Here is an 18,438-nt window from a genome sequence, read left to right as displayed (position 1 = left end):
CTTCTTCTTCCCTTACCCCACTACGGGAAACCAACAGCGAACCTTATGCCCTTGGGTATGCTCTCTAAGCGGCGGGGGCTCCTTACACCGCTCCGACGCGAAGGTGCATCTCGTCTGATACCGGCACCCGGCCGGCATACTGCGCAAGGAGGGTACGGAGCCCGGAATCGACCGAAGCTCCTCCTCTTCCAGCTCCACATGCGGGATGGAACCCATCAGACCTACCGTATACGGGTGCATCGGGCGGTCGAACAGCTCGTGAACCTCGGCTTCCTCCACTACCTGACCGGCATACATAACGATGATCCGGTCCGCCATTTCCGCCACGACGCCAAGGTCATGCGTGATCAGCATAATGGACGTCTGATGGGTGCCTCTGATTTTCTTCATCAGCTCCAGAATTTGTGCTTGAATCGTTACATCCAGCGCCGTTGTCGGTTCGTCGGCAATGAGCAGCTTCGGATTGCAGGCCAAGGCCATTGCGATCATGACACGCTGCTTCATCCCGCCGGACAGCGTATGCGGGTACTGCTTCATGAGCTCCTCCGCCCTAGGGAAGCCGACCTCCTTCAGCAAGCCGACGGCATGGCTGAACGCTTCTTTGGCACTCATGCGAAGGTGGAGGCGGATCGTTTCCGTGAGCTGGTTGCCGATCGTATACACGGGATTCAGGGAGGACATCGGATCCTGAAAAATCATGGCGATATCCTTGCCCCGCAGCTTGATTAGCTCCTTCTCCGACATGGCCGCTAGATCCTTACCTTGAAAATCGATGGCGCCGCTCTTGATATAGCCGTTACGGCCAAGCAGGCGCAGGATGGACAGGGAGGTGACGCTTTTGCCGCAGCCGGATTCGCCTACAATGCCGAGCGTCTCCCCTTGCTTCAAGGAGAAGCTGACATCATCCACCGACGTTACTTCTCCGTCCTCCGTTCGAAACGACGTTTGCAATCCGCGGACCTCCAATAGCTCGTTCATCGGCTCACCTCCTGATGATGGTTACTTACGCGTCCAAGCATTGACGTCGTAATGCATGCCGTCCGTCACGCCGCCTTTGCCGCTGACGTTCTTGTTTAAGGCAATGAGATTGAATTCCGAATATACCGTAATGAGCGGCACTTCCTCCTGAATCAGATTCTGCAGCTCCGAATAAATGGCGAAGCGTTTATCCTTGTCGGTTTCACTCATCCCCAGGTTAAACAGCTCATCAACACGGGCGTTTTTGAACCGCATATCGTTCAATGCAGCTGTAGAGCGGTACACGTTCGCGGGACCGTCCGGATCCATAATGCTTCCGAAGCTGCTGAGCGCAAGATCGAAATCACCCTTCACCAGCCTGGATACCGTCGTCGGAAAGTCGAAGTTGACCTGCTTCACCTGAAGCCCGATCGCCTGGAAGTTTTGCTGAATGATATTGCCGGCCATTTCTCGGGTCCGATCGCCCGTCGGTACGATCAATTCGATCGGCTTGCCCATGTCGAAGCCCGCTTCCTTCAGCAGTTGCTTCGCCTTCTCCGGATCATAGTCATACGCTTTGACATTCTTGTCATGGTAAGGATGCGAGTTCGAATACGGACCGTTCTGCAGCTCTCCGGCATCCGGCATCAGCTGCTTTACGATCGTCGGACGATCAATGGCGTAGGCCAGCGCTTGCCGCACCTTTTTGTCCTTAAAGCGCTCGGTGTTGATCTCGATGGAGTTATAACGCCTTGTCGGCTCCTCCTTGGTCGTCAGGTTCGGGATCGCCTTCACGGTCTTCCACTCGGCTGCGGGAATATTGCCCACGCCTTGGGCAGCATTCATGTCGAGCTCGCCGGACTGAAGCTGTGCCACAATATTGGCGGCCGGCATGATTTTGATAAACACCTTCTCGATCTTCGGGGCTCCCCGATAATAGTCCTTGTTCGCTTCGAGCTCGACGTAAGCCTTGTTCTCGTACTTGACAAACTTATAAGCGCCGGAGGTGACATTCGGATTTCTCCAGAACGGATTCTGGTTCAGCTGAGCGGGTGCGACGTTCTCCAATATGTGTTTGGGAACAATGAGAATGTCGGAGAACCTTTCATAGATCAGGTTGGGATCCACCGGCTTCTTCGTTTTGATCTCCAGGTGCTTGTCGTCGATCACCTTGACCGAGCTGACTTTGCCTTCTCCCTCCGCCAGCATGCCTTTCTCATTCAAGCCATCCAGAGCGAAGATCGAGCTGCGAAGGGTGGTGATCGTCTTCGGGTTCGCGATCAGATTCAGGGTAAATTCAATATCGTGCGCCGTAACCGGCTTGCCGTCCGTCCACTTCGCCTCCGGATGGATCGCGATGCTAAAGATTTGGTTATCCTTGGTGGTGAACGATTCCGCCAGCATCATTTGGAAGTCGAGCGGACCTACCGTTTTGACAAGCGAGTCGAAAAAGTAGCGATAGGTGAACACAGCTCCGCTGGAGCCGCTGCCGTCGGAATCGATCGGATTGAACATGAGCGGGGGATTCGTAATCCCGATGGCGAGCTGTGCAGGGCCGGCAGCGCCTTGGCCTTGGGCCTGGTTCTCTTCTGTCGATTTCTTCGAAGCGCTGCACCCTGCCACCAGGAGCGCACATACGATGGAGCTGACCGCCAAGCTTCGATAAAGTGATTTCATAGTACGTTTCCCCCTTTTTGGATTTATAGAGCCGGCATTGCGGATTCGGCGTCTTCTGCCGCCGCTTGCTCAAGACGCCGTCTCACAGCCAGCAGGCATACGAATTCGAAGGCGATGTTCGCAGCATTCAGGGCAGTAATCTGATTCGTATCGCGATCAGGAAGCACCTCGACCAGGTCGAAGCCGATAAAATTCAAGCCGGCCAAGCCGCGGAGCATTTTCTGAGCCTCGTAGGTATTGAAGCCGCCGACCTCCGGAGTCCCCGTTCCCGGTGCAAAAACCGGATCAAGGAAATCAATATCGAAGGTCAGGAATACAGGGCGGTCGCCGACCTTCTGCTTCACCTTGTCGCACAGCTCCGGTATAGTCAGTTCCCTAACGTCATCCGTAGTTAGGACTTCAAAGCCCATCGCTCTGGCATCCTCCAGATTGTTCGCTTTGAAGGAGCTTCCTCTCATCCCCATTTGGATGGAATGCTCGGCATCGATTAACCCTTCATCCACCGCATAGCTGAAAACGGCACCGTGCGACCACATGCGTTCCGGGAATTTCGATCGGCCTGTATCGGAGTGGGAGTCAAAGTGCACCAGACAAACCGGTCCATGCTTCTTCGCAGCAGCTCTCAGATGCGGTAGAGAAATCGAATGGTCCCCTCCCAGCAGGATCGGTACGATCCCCGCTTCAAATATCGGCGTCAGTTGTTCTTCAATGACTTCATAAGATTGCTCGATATATCCCGGGTGCACCCGAAGATCTCCATAATCGATTCCGGATAAATATTCAGAGATGTCGATATTGTGAACCGGCGAAATCGGACGAATTCTCTGGGACATGGTCCGTATGGCTGACGGACCGAACCTTGCGCCTACGGCATAGCTGACTCCCGTATCGAAGGGAACGCCAATGACGGCAAAATCCACATTCTCTACTGTTTGCACATGAGGAAGATGCATAAACGTATGAATTCCGGAAAACAGCGGCTTACCCATTTCAATTTGCGGACGATACATAACCACTCACACTCCATCCCATTTTTTTGTCTCTAGAAAACAAACAGGGGCCGTTCTGATTTTCAGAATCGGCCCCATTGCCTATACAAGTCATCGCATTCAGCGTGATTGTAAATTTGCAGTTGTTTGATTATTAGTTTAGTGTACTCCAACGTTTATGTCAATATATATTACATTAATTTTCTGAAAATTAAGTGATTTTGACTTTTAGTTGACATTTATCTAACATAATATTGAATTATCTGTTGTATATGTTATATTAACTAACATATAATCCCCGTTCTACATTCCATCCTTGAGGTGATGATGATTATGAAGATCCTGCATATTCATGATATCCCGACAACCAAGTGCAACGTGGGGCAACAATTAAAGGAATTGGGTCACAGGGTCAAATCCATTCCAGCTGAATTGCTGAGCACCCTCGGCCCCGTCCGATTCGAGCTGATCGTCCTCGATGTTCCCGCCTGCCGGCTCAAGAAGTGGCTGCAGGAGGCGAACCAGCATTTCGCGCTTCCCGTCTTTTGGTGGTGTGAGGAGCAAAAGCCTGTCACCACTGCGCCGTACCAGAAGATTGACGGGATGCTGTTCTGCGGAATGAATCAAATCGAATTGCAGTGGTCGCTTCTCGTAGGCCTCAAAAATTATGAGCATCGCATTTACCTTGAGCGGGAGTACACCTTCCTTTCCAGCAAATTCGAGGAGCGCAAGCGCATAGATCAAGCAAAAGCCATCATCAGCAACTCCAATAACATTAGCGAAGCTAAGGCTTACGAGATGATGCGCAACCAAGCCATGAGCGAAAGAAGAAAACTCATTGACATTGCCGATGCCGTGATCACAACCAGCCGATTAAGCACGAAACCCGAGCACGATGCTAGGCAAAGAAAAATATAAGCTATAATTAAAGCACCCGCCTTCCGTTAAACCGGAAAGCGGGTGCTTCTCCTTGCTGCGATTTATTCTTGGGCCGCGGCTGATTGTTTTATACCTCCGGCCTCCAGTTCACTGCGGCGATACAATGCGAGCAGTGTGATGAATTCAAAAGCGAGATAAGCGGCATTCAGCGCAGTCACCTTCGTCGGATCGCGGTCTGGCAAAACCTCGACAAGATCGCAGCCTATCAGACGAATCCCGGCAAGCCCCCGGATCATCTGCAGCGCTTCGTAGGTGGTAAAGCCGCCTACCTCCGGAGTCCCCGTTCCGGGAGCGAACACAGGATCAAGAAAGTCAATGTCAAACGTCAGAAAAACCGGCTTGTCGCCTACCCTTTCCTTGATTCGGCTGCACAGCTCATCTGCGCTCAGCTTTTTCACGTCATCCGTTGTCAGAAGCTCAAACCCGAGCTCTCTAGTCTCATCGTAATGCGTCAAGCTGGAGGTTCCTCTCATCCCCATTTGGATCGAGCTGCCGGTATCGATCCAGCCTTCCTTGGCTCCGTGCCAGAACATGCTGCCGTGACCGAACTTCCTTTTCTCGTCGATATGCTTCCATGCATCCGAATGGGAATCAAAATGGACAAGACTGATGGGGCCGTACTTTTCCGCCGCCGCCTTCACATGAGGGTAAGAGATGGAATGATCTCCCCCTAGAATGATCGGCACAATCCCCTTATCATAAATCGGCTTTAGCTGTTCTTGAATAATTTCGTAAGTTTGTTCGATATACCCGGGAAACACCGTCAAATCGCCGTAGTCAATACCGGATAAATATTCGCTGATATCAATTCCTTGGGCCGGGTTGGTCGGGCGGATGCGCTGAGACATTTCGCGAATCGCGGAAGGGCCGAACCGCGTCCCTACCGCATAGCTCGCTCCCGTATCGAACGGATTGCCGATAACGGCATAATCAACCTGGTCAAGTTCTTGAACATGCGGCAGATGCATAAAGGTGCGGATCCCGGCAAAGCCAGGCGTTCCCTTTTCGAATAACGGACGGTACATGAACAACAGCTCCTTCGCAATTTGGCTGAAGATAAAAAATGGCCACCCTCTTATGCGATAAGAAGGCGGCCCCATTGCCGACTCGAGTCATGTCACCGTTGACAAACCCGAATGATTCAATTACGTTATTAATACGTGATTTAATATAACATAAGAATTTGGAATTATCAATACTCTTTGTGATATATGTTATATTATATTACATAAACTATACACAAGTGAGGTGCACACCCATGAAGCTGATTTGTGAATCGAACAACGTACAGGACTACCTAGCGGAAACGGAAGAGCTTGATTGGCAGCATGCGGACATCAAGGGACTGCTGCCCCAGCTGGTTCAGGGTCGAACAGATGAGCTCGACGTCATCCAAAGCATTTTTGAGTTCGTAAGGGACGACATTGACCACTCTTGGGATATACAGAGCAGGCGCATTACGCGAAAAGCGTCCGAAGTACTGCAGCACCGCGAGGGGATATGCTATGCCAAATCAAATCTGCTCGCCGCCCTGCTTCGACTTCAGGGCATTCCGACCGGCTTTTGCTACCAGAAGCTAACTATCGGAGATACGCCGGATACCGGTTATTGCATTCATGCATTGAACGCCGTTTATTTAGCTTCGGAGAAGCGCTGGATTCGGCTGGACGCCCGCGGCAACAAGGAAGGGATCAACTCACAATTTTCGATTCATGCCGAGCAATTGGCTTTTCCGGTCCGCACCCACTATAACGAGGTGGATTATCCTACGATCTATAGCAAGCCCAACGCCAAAACCATGCATGCGCTTCGGACCAACACGGATTGCATAGAAATGTATCGATACCATCTGCCGGCGGAGCTGTAACAGGCTTCTCCGACTGATCCCGGCCGGGCCGCTGGCGTTTCCTCGGTTCCCGGCGGGTTCTCGTCCTGGTTATTTTAGGTAACGATGAAACCAATTATACACGCCGTTACCCTCGATATAATCCGGCGCTCCCGGTTTGCTTTGGTCGATAGGGTGTGCGAACCACCAGCCCATCCCTACGAAGGCAATGGTCGCCAGAACGAGGAGGCGGAACCCCCCTCTTGCCGGCTTCATGTGAGTTTGACGGTAGAATATAACAACAAGACCGATGACAAGGAAGACAAACAGGGAGCCCGCAGCGATTTCAAAAAGTGAACCGATATCCTCGGGAGGCTCCCCTATCGTAATGGTATTGGATACAATTTCCCCTAACGTATAAGCCCATTGGCTGATGATAAGTCCCCTTGCGATCCATCGCTTCCCTAAGCCTTCTCCTAACCGCTGCCATAAGACGATCACAACCAGCTCAACCATGAGCATGCTGAATAAGGTAAGTCCTGCCAGCATCGGATCCATCCAATCGGTAACCGGCATGCGGCCGTCCCTTGCTTTCATAGCCACATAGCCTAACAAGGCTCCTGCCAAGGGCAAGCCCAGCAATAAGGAACGTGTCAAATTGATTAACGCTGATGAATCTTGTTCTTGTAATGGTTTCAAGTGCATCAATCCCTTCATAATTAGTTTGGATTATTATTGATTGATCAATAATATATAAAGACCCTTGACGGGGCAGGTGCATAAGTCGTATCTCTCAGCGAGTAAGCATTTCTGCAAAAGTGCAACTTTCGCCTGTTACTCTCATCGATAATATTGAGATTTCTGCGAATAGGCAGCAATCCGGGCTCACATCGTCCGTTTTCAGCCATAAAGCGCTCTGAAAGATGCGTCTTAGCACAAATCACGTTCTGAGCCTAAGTTTGGAACGTAGATTTGTGCTCTTTTGCAGATTTACGTATGGAGATACAACACATCCCCCTTAAAGAGCCGCTATTTCGTACCCTTCAACGTAAAGGCCGGCTTTAATTCGGGCATCTGGAGTACGGCGGCTACGTTACAGAGCATCCCGTTGGACATAAATACACTGACAACATGATCAGGATCGGAAAGCTTTGCAGCCACCACCCGTTCATACACCGCTGTACGAATGGCCCACAGCTTCTCCCGCACAAGCTGACGGATCGCCTCCTCAGGAATCACCATCGCCTGCATCTGCATAATGATCTCATTGCGATGGGTATCCATTAAGCCTTCGTATACCTCGATCAGCCTGGGAATCAAACGCTCCGGAGGAGCCTCGGCCAGAGCAAAGGAGCGCAGGATCCGATCAAATGCGCGCTCCAGCGCCGCGATGAAAAGCTCCTCCTTATTTTTAAAAAACTTAAAAATGTAAGGCTGTGAAATCCCCGCAAGCTCTGCAATATGTGCGGTGGTCGTTTTGTAGTACCCGCTCTCGGAAAATACCTGCACGGCAGCCTCAAGGATCTCCTCCCTCCGGTTACCGGACGAACTGTCCGAAGCTTTTGCGGTTTTCTTAACCAAAGAAGCACCCCCATTTTGATTAGTGATTAATCAATTACTTTATATTTTACCAGCCATTCTCCTTCTTATCAAGTCCCCCAATCTCGCGGAAAAGAAAAACAACCGTCCTGAGACAGTCCCCGCGACCCACTGTCCCAAAACGGTCATTATCCTCCACTACTATACCGTTATCACTGTAATTCCGCGATCCTGCAGCTGCTCCAGCGTTTCCGAAGCTATGCGGCGATCCGTAATGATGACGTCAATCTCGGACAAATCACTCACATGCGCAAACGATTGTTGGCCGAATTTGCTGGAATCGACGAGCAAAATCACTTCGTTCGCCATGCCGATCATCCGCTCCTTCATCCGTGCTTGCAGTTCATTGGATTCGCTGATGCCGCGCTCCAGATGAACCCCCTTGCAGGAGAGAAAGAGCTTATCCACATAGTAGCCGTCCAGCGAGCGTTCAGCCAGAGGCCCGACAAACGACAACGATCGCTGCGCCAGAATGCCCCCTGTTGAGATCACTTCGATCTTCTCTTTGCCGCTGAGCTCGGTTGCGACCTTGATGGAATTGGTTAGAACGGTAAGCGGAACGTCAGGCACCTCCGAAGCCATGTACCAAGCGGTAGAGCTCGCATCAAGCAGAATGCGGTCGTTCGGACCGATCCGTTTGATCGCCGCCTGCGCAATCCGCTTCTTCTCTTCCGCATAGGTGATCTCCCGCTCGAAGTAGGGAATCTCCGGCTGTTGCCCTTCCTTCACACTTACCGCACCGCCATGCGAGCGGCGAAGACGTCCCGCTTGCTCCAAGCGGTCGAGATCGCGGCGGATCGTTTCTTCCGTAACCTGAAAAATGTCGCTAAGCTCGGAAACTCGGATGGAGCCTCTTTGGTTGACCAAGCCTACTATTTTCTCATAACGCTCCGCAACTAGCATGGCTTACCTCTTTTCCCGCTCTTTACTTATTCTGCGATTCCCGTCAGCTTGCAGAAGCGTCCATATGCGGCGCCCCACTCGGCCTGAGCCTCCGGCATGTATTCCGTTACAGGGAAGGAATCCCGAATAGCCTGTCGAGCTTCCCAAATATCCTTGAAAACGCCCTGCGCAATCCATTGCACGGCAAGGTTTCCGAGGGCGCTGCCTTCGGAAGGCCCGGCCCACACCGGTTTGCCGATCGCATTCGCCGACCACTGGCACAGCAGCGTATTCTGAATGCCGCCGCCGACCATATGCAAGCCGTTAAAGCTTTGACCCGACAGCCGCTCGGTCATCTCCAGCACATACCGATACTTCAGTGCCAGACTCTCCAAAATGCAGCGCACGAATTCGCCGGCGGTTTCGGGAGCTTGCTGACCGGTTTGGCGGCAGTATTGCGCAATCCGGGACGGCATGTCACCCGGCGCAAGGAACAAGGAGTCGTCCGGGTCGATGAACGATTGGAACGGCTTCGCCTCTCCAGCCAGCTTCACCAGCTCAGGGAAAGAGTACGACTTACCGGCCTTCTCCCACTCACGGCGGCTTTCGTTCAGGATCCACAACCCCATGATGTTCTTAAGCAGACGGTACGTTCCGTAAGCCCCGCCTTCGTTCGTAAAGTTCAGCTCCTGCGCTAGCTCGTTAATGACCGGCTCCTGTACCTCGGTGCCCATCAAGGACCAAGTACCGCAGCTAAGGTACGCGAAGGACCGGTCGGTTGCCGGAACGGCTGCTACCGCGGAGCCTGTATCATGCTCGGCTACCGCATAGACAGGGATGGAGGGAACACCCAGCTCCTCGCATACGGATGCCTGAAGCATGCCCGCCTTACTGCCCGGCTGCAGCACCTCTCCGAACCAGGATTCCGGGAGATCGAGCTGCTTCAGAAGCTCTCTGTCCCAGCTTCCCGTTGCCGGGTTAAACAACTGGGTGGTCGTTGCATTCGAGAACTCGTTATGCATTTCACCGGTCAGGAAATATCTCAGCAGATCCGGTATCATCAGCAGCCGGTTTTCCTTCTGCAGCCAAGGGGAGCCCGCTTCCTTCAGGGCAAACAGCTGAAAGATCGTATTAAATTGAAGGAACTGAATGCCCGTTCTGGCGAAAATCTCCGATGCCGGGATACGGGCGAACAGCTTCTCCATCATCCCTTCCGTATGGCGGTCGCGGTAATGATAAGGATTGCCGACAAGCTCGCCGTTCGGACCGATAAATCCGAAATCGACCGCCCAAGAATCGATTCCGATGCTGTCGATTTCGATGCCTTTATTTTTGGCAAGTATAAGGGCTTGCTTGATTTCGTGATACAGCCGCAAAATGTCCCAGTGCAAGCGGTCTCCCACCTGCACCGGATCATTGGAAAACCGATGAAGCTCCGTGATCTCGATCTTGCCGTCAGTCAAACGCCCGAGCATCGCTCGGCCGCTGCTCGCGCCCAAATCAAAAGCGACAATGCTTCCCAAAGGATATCACCCTTTTCCGTTAATTAGTTTCCGCGCTTAAGCAGTACTTCCTGCTCGTAGGCTTTTACTTCAGTAAGCCATTCCTCGCGAACCGGAACCCCTTTGGATGCGCAATAGTAATCCCACACGGCTCCGAAAGGATATGATTTGAACTCCTCCGTCAGAGCAAGACGTGTTGTGTAATCGCCCTCAAGCTCCGCCTTCTTCAACGCTTCAACCGGATCGAGCAGTGCGCGAAGCAGCGCCTTGATCGTGTTGCGGGTACCGATGACCCAAGCGGCAACACGGTTGATGCTCGCGTCGAAGAAGTCGAGACCGATGTACGTTTTGTCCAGCAGGTTGCCGCGCACTAATTCCCGGGAAATATCAATCAGCTCATCGTCCAGGGTCACTACGTGGTCGCTGTCCCATCTCATAGGTCGGCTTACGTGGAGCAGAATGCCATCGGTAAACAGCGATAAGGAGGAAAGCTTATTGGAAATCATTTCTGTCGGATGGAAATGACCCGCATCCAGACAGATCAATTTGTTGTTTTGAATGCCGTAGCCCATATAGAACTCGTGGGAGCCCACGACGTACGCTTCGGATCCAAGGCCGAACAGCTTGCTCTCGACCGCGTCCAGGTTGTGTGCCGGGTTCAGCTCTTCGGCGAACACTTCGTCCAATGCCGCCTTCAAGCGCTGTCTTGGCGCCAATCGGTCGGCCGGCGCATCCTTGAAGCCGTCCGGTATCCACACGTTTGTGACGCACGTTTGGCCAAGCTGCTCGCCGAAGTAGGCGCCGATTTTTCTGGAGGCCTTGCAGTGATCGATCCAAAATTGGCGAATGGCCGGGTCCGGATGGCTGAGGGTAAATCCGTCCTTGGACTTCTCATGGGAGAAGCAGGTCGGGTTGAAATCTAGACCTAAGCCCTGCTCTTTCGCCCATTCGACCCAGCCTTGATAATGCTTGGGCTCCAGCTGATCGAGCTCGACCTTCTCTTCCGTATCCGCATAAATCGCGTGAAGGTTCACCTTATGCTTGCCGGGAATCAAGGAGAACGCTTTCTCCAGATCCGCACGCAGCTCAGCCGGGGTTTGCGCCGCGCCCGGATAGTTGCCCGTTACGGAAATTCCGCCGGTCAAATCCTGCCCGCGGTTCAAGAATCCCCTTACATCATCGCCCTGCCAGCAGTGCATGGAAATTTTGATTTTTTCCAGCTGCTCAAGCACTTGATCGACATCGATGCCATGGGCTGCATATAGTTGCTTCGCCAATTCATAATTGGCTTGGATGGTTTTATCCATTGGATCCGCACCTCATTCTGGGATTATTTAATCGGGAAAGCCATGACGGACATTAGGGCGTTCTCGGCCTGGGTCGAATCCAGACGGCTGTATTGTACGACAACGGGAATGTCGCTTCTCACTTCAATGGCATAAGGAACACCAAGCGGAATCTTGTTGCCTGCCTGATTGGCTAAGGAGCTCGTGCGAATATGTCTCGTCCGGCGGCCCGGCACAATCTCCATGATTTCTTCAATCGGCTCGCGGTCCTCGAAGAAGATCGTCAGTTCAAGGTTCGCCGCTTCAACCGCGGTGTTCAATACGCAAATGGACTCGTGACTGGTTAACGTTCCGGAGCTTTGCTCCGGAATGTAACCGTCAGGAATGATCCATACCTTCTCGCCTGTAGCTGCTGGCATAGGAAATTCCTCCTCAAGAGTGATCATGCTATTAGCGGGTAAAGGCAGCCGGTACGCCGCCGTCGATCGTCAGCATGCAGCCTGTCGTCTTATCCGACTTGGAAGAAGCGAAGAAAGCAACTCCTTCGGCAATATCCCGCGGATAGATGTTCACGAGCAGCGTGGTGCGCTTACGGTAGTATTCCTCCAGCTGATCCGGTTCGATGCCGTAAGCTGCGGCACGCTCATTGCGCCAGCTTCCGTTCCAAATCGCGGAGCCCTGCAGAATGGCATCCGGGAGAATCGTATTCACGCGAATACCGAACTCGCCGCCTTCCGCTGCGATACAACGGGCCAGATGCGCTTCCAGTGCCTTCGCCGCGCTGTAGGCCGTCGCATTTTTACCTGCGTATACGGAGTTCTTGGAGCCGATGAATACCATGTTGCCGCCGATGGCCTGCTCCTTCATCAGGATGAACGCCTCACGGGCAACCAGGAAGTAGCCGGTACCCAGCACGTTCATGTTCAGGTTCCATTCCTTCAGCGACGTTTGGTCGAACGGACTGGAGGTAGCAAGACCTGCGTTGTTGACGATAATGTCTACGCCGCCGAATGCGATCGCCGTTTCGGCATAAGCCGCTTTGATCATGTCTTCGCTGGTTACGTCAACCTTGACGGCCACAGCACGGTTCTCGCCGTACTTCGCGTTGATTTCCGCAGCCACCTTCTCTGCGCCTTCGAGGTTCAGGTCGGCCAGCACCACGTGGGCGCCTTCCGAAACCAAGCGGCGAGCCGTTTCGCTGCCGATTCCGCCGGCTCCGCCTGTAATAAAGGCAACCTTGCGGGAGAATTCCGCTTCGGCAGGAGCCAAAGACAATTTGTACAGCTCGAGCGGCCAGTACTCTACGTTGTAGGACTCGTTCTCGCTCAGGGATACGAACTCGCCAAGCGCCGTTGCGCCTCTCATCACGGCAATCGCGCGGTGGTACAGTGCTCCGCTGACTTGCGACATGAACCAGCTTTTACCCGTATTGATCATCCCTACGCCAGGGATCAGAATTACGCGCGGAGCTGCTTCGAACATGACGTCGCCTTCGTTCTTGTTGCGCTCGAAGTAAGCCTGATAGCTTTCTTTATAAGCGGCAATGCCTTCCTTCAGCTTCGCTTTCAAACCTTCCACGTCATCCACATTCGGCGTCCAGTCGATGAACAGTGGAACGACCTTGGTGTGTACCAGATGATCCGGACATGCCGCGCCGACCTGGGACAGGGTAGCGGAATTTTGACCGCCTACGAATTGCAACACGTCATCCGCATCGTCGAAGGAAAGAATCATCTTCTTCACGTCGCTGACCGCGCCGCGGATCGTCGGCATCACTTGCGCTGCAATGCTTCTGCGAACATCAGCCGGCAGAGCTGCATGCTTCACGCCGCCGAATACCTTCTCTTCTTGCACGCGCGCTTCAATATAAGCTTCCGCTTCGCTAATGATCTTGATGGTTTGCGCGTACGCTTCCTCGGAGGTTTCTCCCCAAGTAACGAGACCGTGCTTCTCCATGAGCACCAGCTCAGCTTTAGGATTGCTCAATACGCCTTCCGCGATCATTTTGGACAGCTTGAAGCCGGGACGAATATAAGGAACCCAAACGAACCGGTCGCCGAAAATCTCTCTTGCTACCGCCTGACCGTTGTCCGCGCAGCAAAGGCTGATGATGGCGTCAGGATGGGTGTGATCTACATGCTTGAACGGAAGAAAGGCGTGAAGCAGCGTTTCAATCGATGCCCGCGGATGCTTGGCGTCGATCATACAGTTAGCCAGGTAAGCCACCATGTCCTCGTCGGACATATCTTCCTTCTCGAACAAAGGACGAATGTCTTCCATGCGCAAACCTGTAAAGTTAGACGCTTTCATCGTTGCCAGGTCGGAGCCGCTGCCCTTTACATACATTACTTCGATATCGCGGCCGCGGAAATCCTTCACGATGGTCTTGCTGGAGGTATTGCCGCCGCCATAGTTGCATACACGGCGATCGGTTCCGATCAGATTCGAACGGTAAACCAATTGATCGAGTCCTGTTGTCAGCTCTGCTGCTTTGGAAGAATCCCACAAACTTTGTACCATGTTGATAATACCTCCGAATGAATGTTTATTTGATTTTGTTTTCATCTTAACACATTTGTTTTGTTCTGAATACAACAAATTCAAAAATAATCAAAAATAAAACAAAGGAGAGAAAACCATACGTAGCATCCCCTTCGCATGCTGAAAAACCCGGCCTTAGGCCGGGTTCAAGGCATGGATCATTGGCCGCGAAGGCGACGAGTGAAATCAAGTCGTTCAGCTACCTCAGATAAGACGCAAGTGGCTCTACTCCGGCTTCCCGGATGCATTCCGCTACCAGACGGGCAATGGCAATTCCGCCCTCCTCGGAAAAGTGGGTATTGTCCTGCGCCCCCTCCGGCATACTGGCAAACCGGCCCGGCTCCGCCCACATAAAGATCCCTTTCGTCTTTTCTGCGCCTAGCTTCTCGAACAGCTCCTTACTCTTGGAGGCCAGATCCAGAAAAGGAACCTGCTCCCTGTCTGCCAGCTGGCGCATCGCTTCGATATATTCGCCGTGGGTATTCTTGATTTGCCCCTGCTCGTCAAAAAATCTTCTATGCATCGGAGCAACCAGCACCGGATGCGCTCCGCGTTCCCGAGCACCGTCGATGTAACGTTTCAGGTACTGCTGATAAGTAGTATAAGGCTGCGTACCTCCGTCATTGTCCTTCTCATCGTTATGGGCAAACTGAACCAGGATAAAATCGGAGGGGCGTACTCTTCTCCACAGCTTGGTCAGCCTGCTTTCATCGATAAAGCTCTTCGAGCTTCTGCCCGAACGGGCATGGTTGGAAACCGCCAGCCCTGCCGTTAGAAATTTACTTATCATTTGCCCCCAGCCCGTGTATGGGTACTGGCCGGAAGCTTGATCCGTCACCGTGGAATCTCCCGCAAGAAACAGCGTGGGCACATCGGGAGAACGTTCAACCTCGATCTTCCGAACTCCCGGGGCGGCACCGGCAAAAGCAAGCTTCAGCTGCCCGTCTTCCACATGTACCGCGAACGTCTCGCGGATTGTCTCCCCCCGCGCCGTTTGGAGCGAATCCAGCATAAGGTGCCCCTGACCTGCCTTAATCGTTGTAGCTGACGGGGCATCCGGCCTGCCGACCGTTACGGTCACCTTGTAGTTGCCGTATGGCACATCGACCAGAAAAGTGGGAACATGCGGTATAAAATATTCTCCCGGCCAGGAATCCCGCATGTCCTCATTTCGCGAAGGCTCGGGAGATTGGGCATAGCCGTATCCCCGCACCATATCATAAGCATCCCGGGACTCGATTCGGATCACGCCGGCTCCGGCCTCTTCGGGAGCAAATGCAAATTGGGCGCTCCATTTCATAGCACAACCAACCCTTTCATTGAATACATTTCTAATTCTTTCTTGGAGCTATTATAAAGACTGCTTAGGCAGCGTTTCAAATTCAGGCACATCAACCAAGTACAAATTGCCATAGCCGGACATATCGCTGGTAAAGAGCAGCTGCTTCCCGTCCGGGCTGAACCGCGGGTGCACGTGAATCTTTTGCGACTGGAAGCTCCCCCTGTGCCTGCACAAAATCCTGGGGCCTTCCAAACGGTCACCCGTCTTTTTCCACAAACAGATGGTGTCCTGAAGCTGCTCCCCGTGATATGCGCTGGTCTGCTGCCCATCCCCTGCGATCAGGCTGGAATCATTCGAATGGACATGCATGTTCTGGAACGGAAACGCAAACTCCTCTCCCTCCGTATTATCATATCGGACGGAGCCGATAAATTTGCCGTCTTTGTTCGACAGCGATTCCGTATAGCCATGATAGCCGATTCTTATGCCATCCGTATGCCAATACTCATGCCCGACAAACACATTGTCGGCCGACGCTCTGATCTTCCAGCGGTCTCCGGTTTCGATATTCAGGCACCAGATCCGGTGATCCACCAAGTCCCACGGCCCTTCATGACAAAAGCTGAGCAAATGCGGCTGCGTCGGCGACGCGTTCACATGTCCGATCCATACGTTATCCTCGTGGAGCACCTTGGCCTCTCCGCTCTCTGCGGGAATAAGCACAATCTGGCAATGCGGCTTGGCCCTGGCCGTTTCCTCGAAGCCGATATAACCGGCTCCGAGCGACGCCTGTATCCGGTCGGACAGATCCTCCTTGATACCGGTACAGAGCCACATCCCATCGGCGGTGCAGCTGATATTTCCCAGGCTATAACGTGCCGGTGTCTCGTAAATGAATTGTTCCTCCAGCGTCTCAAGATTCAGAGCGACGATATGATTATCCCGTCCGAAGTAGGCTGCCTTTCTCTTAGGATTGACATATGTCCCTTGAATTGCTGCTCGCGCATCCTTATACGCTGTCAGCTGGGTAATTTCACCGGTGGTAAGATCCAGGCTGTACAAGTTCGTCGCATTCTCTCTGTCCGAGCCAAACAACAGCTTCCTGCCGCCTTCATACCAGCCGTCATTCGTGAAATACAGATGAAAGCTATGCGACAACACATCCGTCAATTGACGCATAGGTATGCCTGTGATGAGGTCCTTTGTCATTTTCCACTCTGCCAGCCATACGCTTCCCTTGCCGAAACGATTCATGCTGCCATTCACCTGACCTTTGTTTGATGTAATCATTCCAACCTTACTCGTCCTTGTTCTTTCCCGCTATAATAAGATCTTGCCGCCGTTCGCTCACGGGCTTGAACATTTTTATCTGGTTTGCACAATGTTGCCGGCCTCTTTCAAGCAACGCCCGCTCTTGTGATATAATTGGATAAAATTGGGCCGAGGATTAGTAGAGGAGACGTGGGAGATGAGGAAGCTCGATCAGCACAAGTATTCCGGTTCGTTAGAAACGGACCTTGTCATTGCGGCTGCCGGGGGAGATGCCCAGGCTTTCGCCGAGTTAGTACGATCGTATACAAACGCCGTATGCGCCATTGCTTTTGATATCCTGCGGGACTACTTTCTTGCCCAAGATATCGCGCAGGAATGCTTCGTGAAAGCGTTCCGTTCCCTGCACAGCCTCCGGCAGCCTGAACGATTCGGAAGCTGGCTGTATTCCATCGCTCTTCATCTATCCATCGATTATAAGCGGTTACAGACCCGCAAATCCCTTCTGCATAAGGAGCTCGGGCAACTAGCGCTCAGGGAAAACGAACGACAAGCGGAGGATATAATATTCCGGCAAGAAATGCGTCTTGATGTCAAGCAAGCGCTCCAGCAGCTTGATGAAACGAATCGTACCATCCTGCTGTCCTTTTATGTCAGCGAGATGACGATGCCCGAAATCGCCCGCATGCTACATATGTCTGTCGCAGCAGTAGAAAGCCGAATAAGGCGAAGCCGCAAGCTGCTGAAGGAGCAGCACCTGTCCGCTTGGGCCGGTCATTTCCGAAAACGCGAAGCTTCCGACGAGCTGCTGGTCCCCGTCATGGAACGGATTGTCAAACAAGCAGGCCAATTCTATATCCCCGTGTCGGATAGACGCCAATCGACCGAATGGTTCGTCCGTGTCCTGGGCCTCTCGCTCGACCATAACGGACACATCCTGCTGCCGTCGGGTCATTGCTTGTTTTTGATCGAAGTGCGCGAGGATGTGATTCGGGAGCACGCTTCGTCAAGGCAGCCGGCCGTAGTCTTCCTGATTGAGAACGAAGATCAATTTTGCCGGACATTGGAGGAGCAGGGAGTTCGAACGGTGCGGGAGGAGGCCCCGGGAATAGGGCAAATGCGCGTCTTTTTCTTTGATCCGGACGGTAATCGTTACGGCGCTTTTACGGCGTTCTAATTTTTTTTGAATGGCGTGACGGTTTTTTGCGGATGAAATCGTCTATATGCTGAAACCAATTAAGGAGGTAATGAAGATGCAACAACCATTCACGGATGTTGAACAAAAGACTAACGCCACAAAGACGCCGCTTGTTAAGGGGGTGTTGTGCAGTTACTTGCCGGTAGCGAGCCTTGCCCGGTCGAGAGCGTGGTACATGCAGGTGCTTGGCTTGAAGGCCTTTGACCGGAATGACAGCATCCTGATCATGGGCAGCGGACAATGGATTTTCCTCATCGAATCCAAGGATAGATCCAATGCCAACTTTACGACGGACAGCTGGGAAGGGAAAGACTTTGAAATGTTTTCCCTTACGTTCGAAACCGACAATATCGTTGCACTTCATCAGTCGCTTGAAGAGCATGGCGCAGAGGTCGAACCGATCACGGACAACGGCTCGTGCGGACTGCAATTCCGCTTTAGAGATCCGGACGGTAACCGTTTCAACGTTTGGCAGAATTGAAATAAGCAGCA

General features: G+C 52.6%; 17 protein-coding genes. 4 read left to right on the top strand and 13 right to left on the bottom strand.

Features of this window, described 5'->3' with window-relative positions; translation table 11 throughout:
- Positions 1 to 12: 12 nt before the first annotated feature.
- Genes QMO62_RS02455 through speB (QMO62_RS02445) form a run of 3 tightly spaced genes read right to left on the bottom strand, consistent with a single transcriptional unit; the run spans position 13 to position 3,644 of the window.
- Complete coding sequence (locus QMO62_RS02455) at positions 13 to 978, bottom strand: ABC transporter ATP-binding protein (RefSeq protein ID WP_284638494.1); 966 nt, start codon at positions 976 to 978, stop codon at positions 13 to 15.
- Between the two features lie 21 nt (positions 979 to 999).
- The gene (locus QMO62_RS02450; protein ID WP_284638493.1) at positions 1,000 to 2,634 is read right to left on the bottom strand and encodes an ABC transporter substrate-binding protein; all 1,635 of its coding nucleotides are present in this window, start codon (positions 2,632 to 2,634) and stop codon (positions 1,000 to 1,002) included.
- A gap of 23 nt (positions 2,635 to 2,657) precedes the next feature.
- Positions 2,658 to 3,644: an agmatinase gene (speB, locus tag QMO62_RS02445; RefSeq protein WP_284638490.1), complete on the bottom strand. Its 987-nt coding sequence runs from the start codon at positions 3,642 to 3,644 to the stop codon at positions 2,658 to 2,660.
- A 312-nt stretch (positions 3,645 to 3,956) separates the two neighbouring features.
- Between speB (QMO62_RS02445) and QMO62_RS02440 the strand changes: the two genes are divergently transcribed.
- Entirely contained in the window at positions 3,957 to 4,541 is a 585-nt protein-coding gene (locus QMO62_RS02440; RefSeq protein WP_284638488.1) for an ANTAR domain-containing response regulator, read from the top strand.
- Between the two features lie 62 nt (positions 4,542 to 4,603).
- Here the strand turns inward: QMO62_RS02440 and speB (QMO62_RS02435) are convergent, their stop codons facing one another.
- Entirely contained in the window at positions 4,604 to 5,587 is a 984-nt protein-coding gene (gene speB / locus QMO62_RS02435; RefSeq protein WP_284638487.1) for an agmatinase, read from the bottom strand.
- A gap of 233 nt (positions 5,588 to 5,820) precedes the next feature.
- On the opposite strand from speB (QMO62_RS02435), the gene QMO62_RS02430 reads away from it, so the two are divergent.
- A complete protein-coding gene (locus QMO62_RS02430) occupies positions 5,821 to 6,429 on the top strand; it encodes a transglutaminase-like domain-containing protein (RefSeq protein ID WP_284638485.1) in 609 nt (202 codons plus the stop codon).
- A gap of 69 nt (positions 6,430 to 6,498) precedes the next feature.
- On the opposite strand, the gene QMO62_RS02425 is transcribed toward QMO62_RS02430, so the two are convergent.
- From QMO62_RS02425 to QMO62_RS02385, 9 genes are all read right to left on the bottom strand, one after another.
- Complete coding sequence (locus QMO62_RS02425; protein ID WP_284638483.1) at positions 6,499 to 7,086, bottom strand: hypothetical protein; 588 nt, start codon at positions 7,084 to 7,086, stop codon at positions 6,499 to 6,501.
- Positions 7,087 to 7,416: 330 nt separating this feature from the next.
- On the bottom strand, positions 7,417 to 7,968 hold the full coding sequence (locus QMO62_RS02420) for a TetR/AcrR family transcriptional regulator (protein ID WP_284638481.1): 552 nt from the start codon (positions 7,966 to 7,968) through the stop codon (positions 7,417 to 7,419).
- Positions 7,969 to 8,127: 159 nt separating this feature from the next.
- The gene (locus tag QMO62_RS02415) at positions 8,128 to 8,889 is read right to left on the bottom strand and encodes a DeoR/GlpR family DNA-binding transcription regulator (RefSeq protein WP_284638479.1); all 762 of its coding nucleotides are present in this window, start codon (positions 8,887 to 8,889) and stop codon (positions 8,128 to 8,130) included.
- Between the two features lie 26 nt (positions 8,890 to 8,915).
- On the bottom strand, positions 8,916 to 10,391 hold the full coding sequence (locus QMO62_RS02410) for a rhamnulokinase (protein ID WP_284638477.1): 1,476 nt from the start codon (positions 10,389 to 10,391) through the stop codon (positions 8,916 to 8,918).
- Between the two features lie 23 nt (positions 10,392 to 10,414).
- Positions 10,415 to 11,677 carry an L-rhamnose isomerase gene (gene rhaA / locus QMO62_RS02405; protein ID WP_284638475.1) on the bottom strand — a complete coding sequence of 421 codons (1,263 nt, stop codon included), beginning with the start codon at positions 11,675 to 11,677 and terminating at the stop codon, positions 10,415 to 10,417.
- 23 nt (positions 11,678 to 11,700) lie between these two features.
- Positions 11,701 to 12,075, bottom strand: a complete 375-nt coding sequence (locus QMO62_RS02400; RefSeq protein ID WP_284638474.1) for a sensory rhodopsin transducer — start codon at positions 12,073 to 12,075, stop codon at positions 11,701 to 11,703.
- A gap of 31 nt (positions 12,076 to 12,106) precedes the next feature.
- Positions 12,107 to 14,176, bottom strand: a complete 2,070-nt coding sequence (locus QMO62_RS02395; protein WP_284638473.1) for a bifunctional aldolase/short-chain dehydrogenase — start codon at positions 14,174 to 14,176, stop codon at positions 12,107 to 12,109.
- Positions 14,177 to 14,396: 220 nt separating this feature from the next.
- On the bottom strand, positions 14,397 to 15,497 hold the full coding sequence (locus QMO62_RS02390; RefSeq protein ID WP_284638471.1) for a rhamnogalacturonan acetylesterase: 1,101 nt from the start codon (positions 15,495 to 15,497) through the stop codon (positions 14,397 to 14,399).
- Between the two features lie 51 nt (positions 15,498 to 15,548).
- A complete protein-coding gene (locus tag QMO62_RS02385; protein WP_284638469.1) occupies positions 15,549 to 16,769 on the bottom strand; it encodes an oligogalacturonate lyase family protein in 1,221 nt (406 codons plus the stop codon).
- Between the two features lie 178 nt (positions 16,770 to 16,947).
- On the opposite strand from QMO62_RS02385, the gene QMO62_RS02380 reads away from it, so the two are divergent.
- Positions 16,948 to 17,925 (top strand): sigma-70 family RNA polymerase sigma factor, encoded by a 978-nt coding sequence (locus QMO62_RS02380; protein ID WP_284638468.1) that lies wholly within the window; start codon positions 16,948 to 16,950, stop codon positions 17,923 to 17,925.
- A 76-nt stretch (positions 17,926 to 18,001) separates the two neighbouring features.
- Complete coding sequence (locus QMO62_RS02375; protein WP_284638466.1) at positions 18,002 to 18,427, top strand: VOC family protein; 426 nt, start codon at positions 18,002 to 18,004, stop codon at positions 18,425 to 18,427.
- Positions 18,428 to 18,438: the final 11 nt, after the last annotated feature.

It is taken from the genome of Paenibacillus silviterrae, assembly GCF_030167925.1.
GTDB classification, from domain to species: Bacteria; Bacillota; Bacilli; order Paenibacillales; family NBRC-103111; genus Paenibacillus_G; species Paenibacillus_G silviterrae.
Note: the sequence above shows the minus strand (reverse complement) of the source record. Positions and strands in the feature narration are given on the sequence as shown.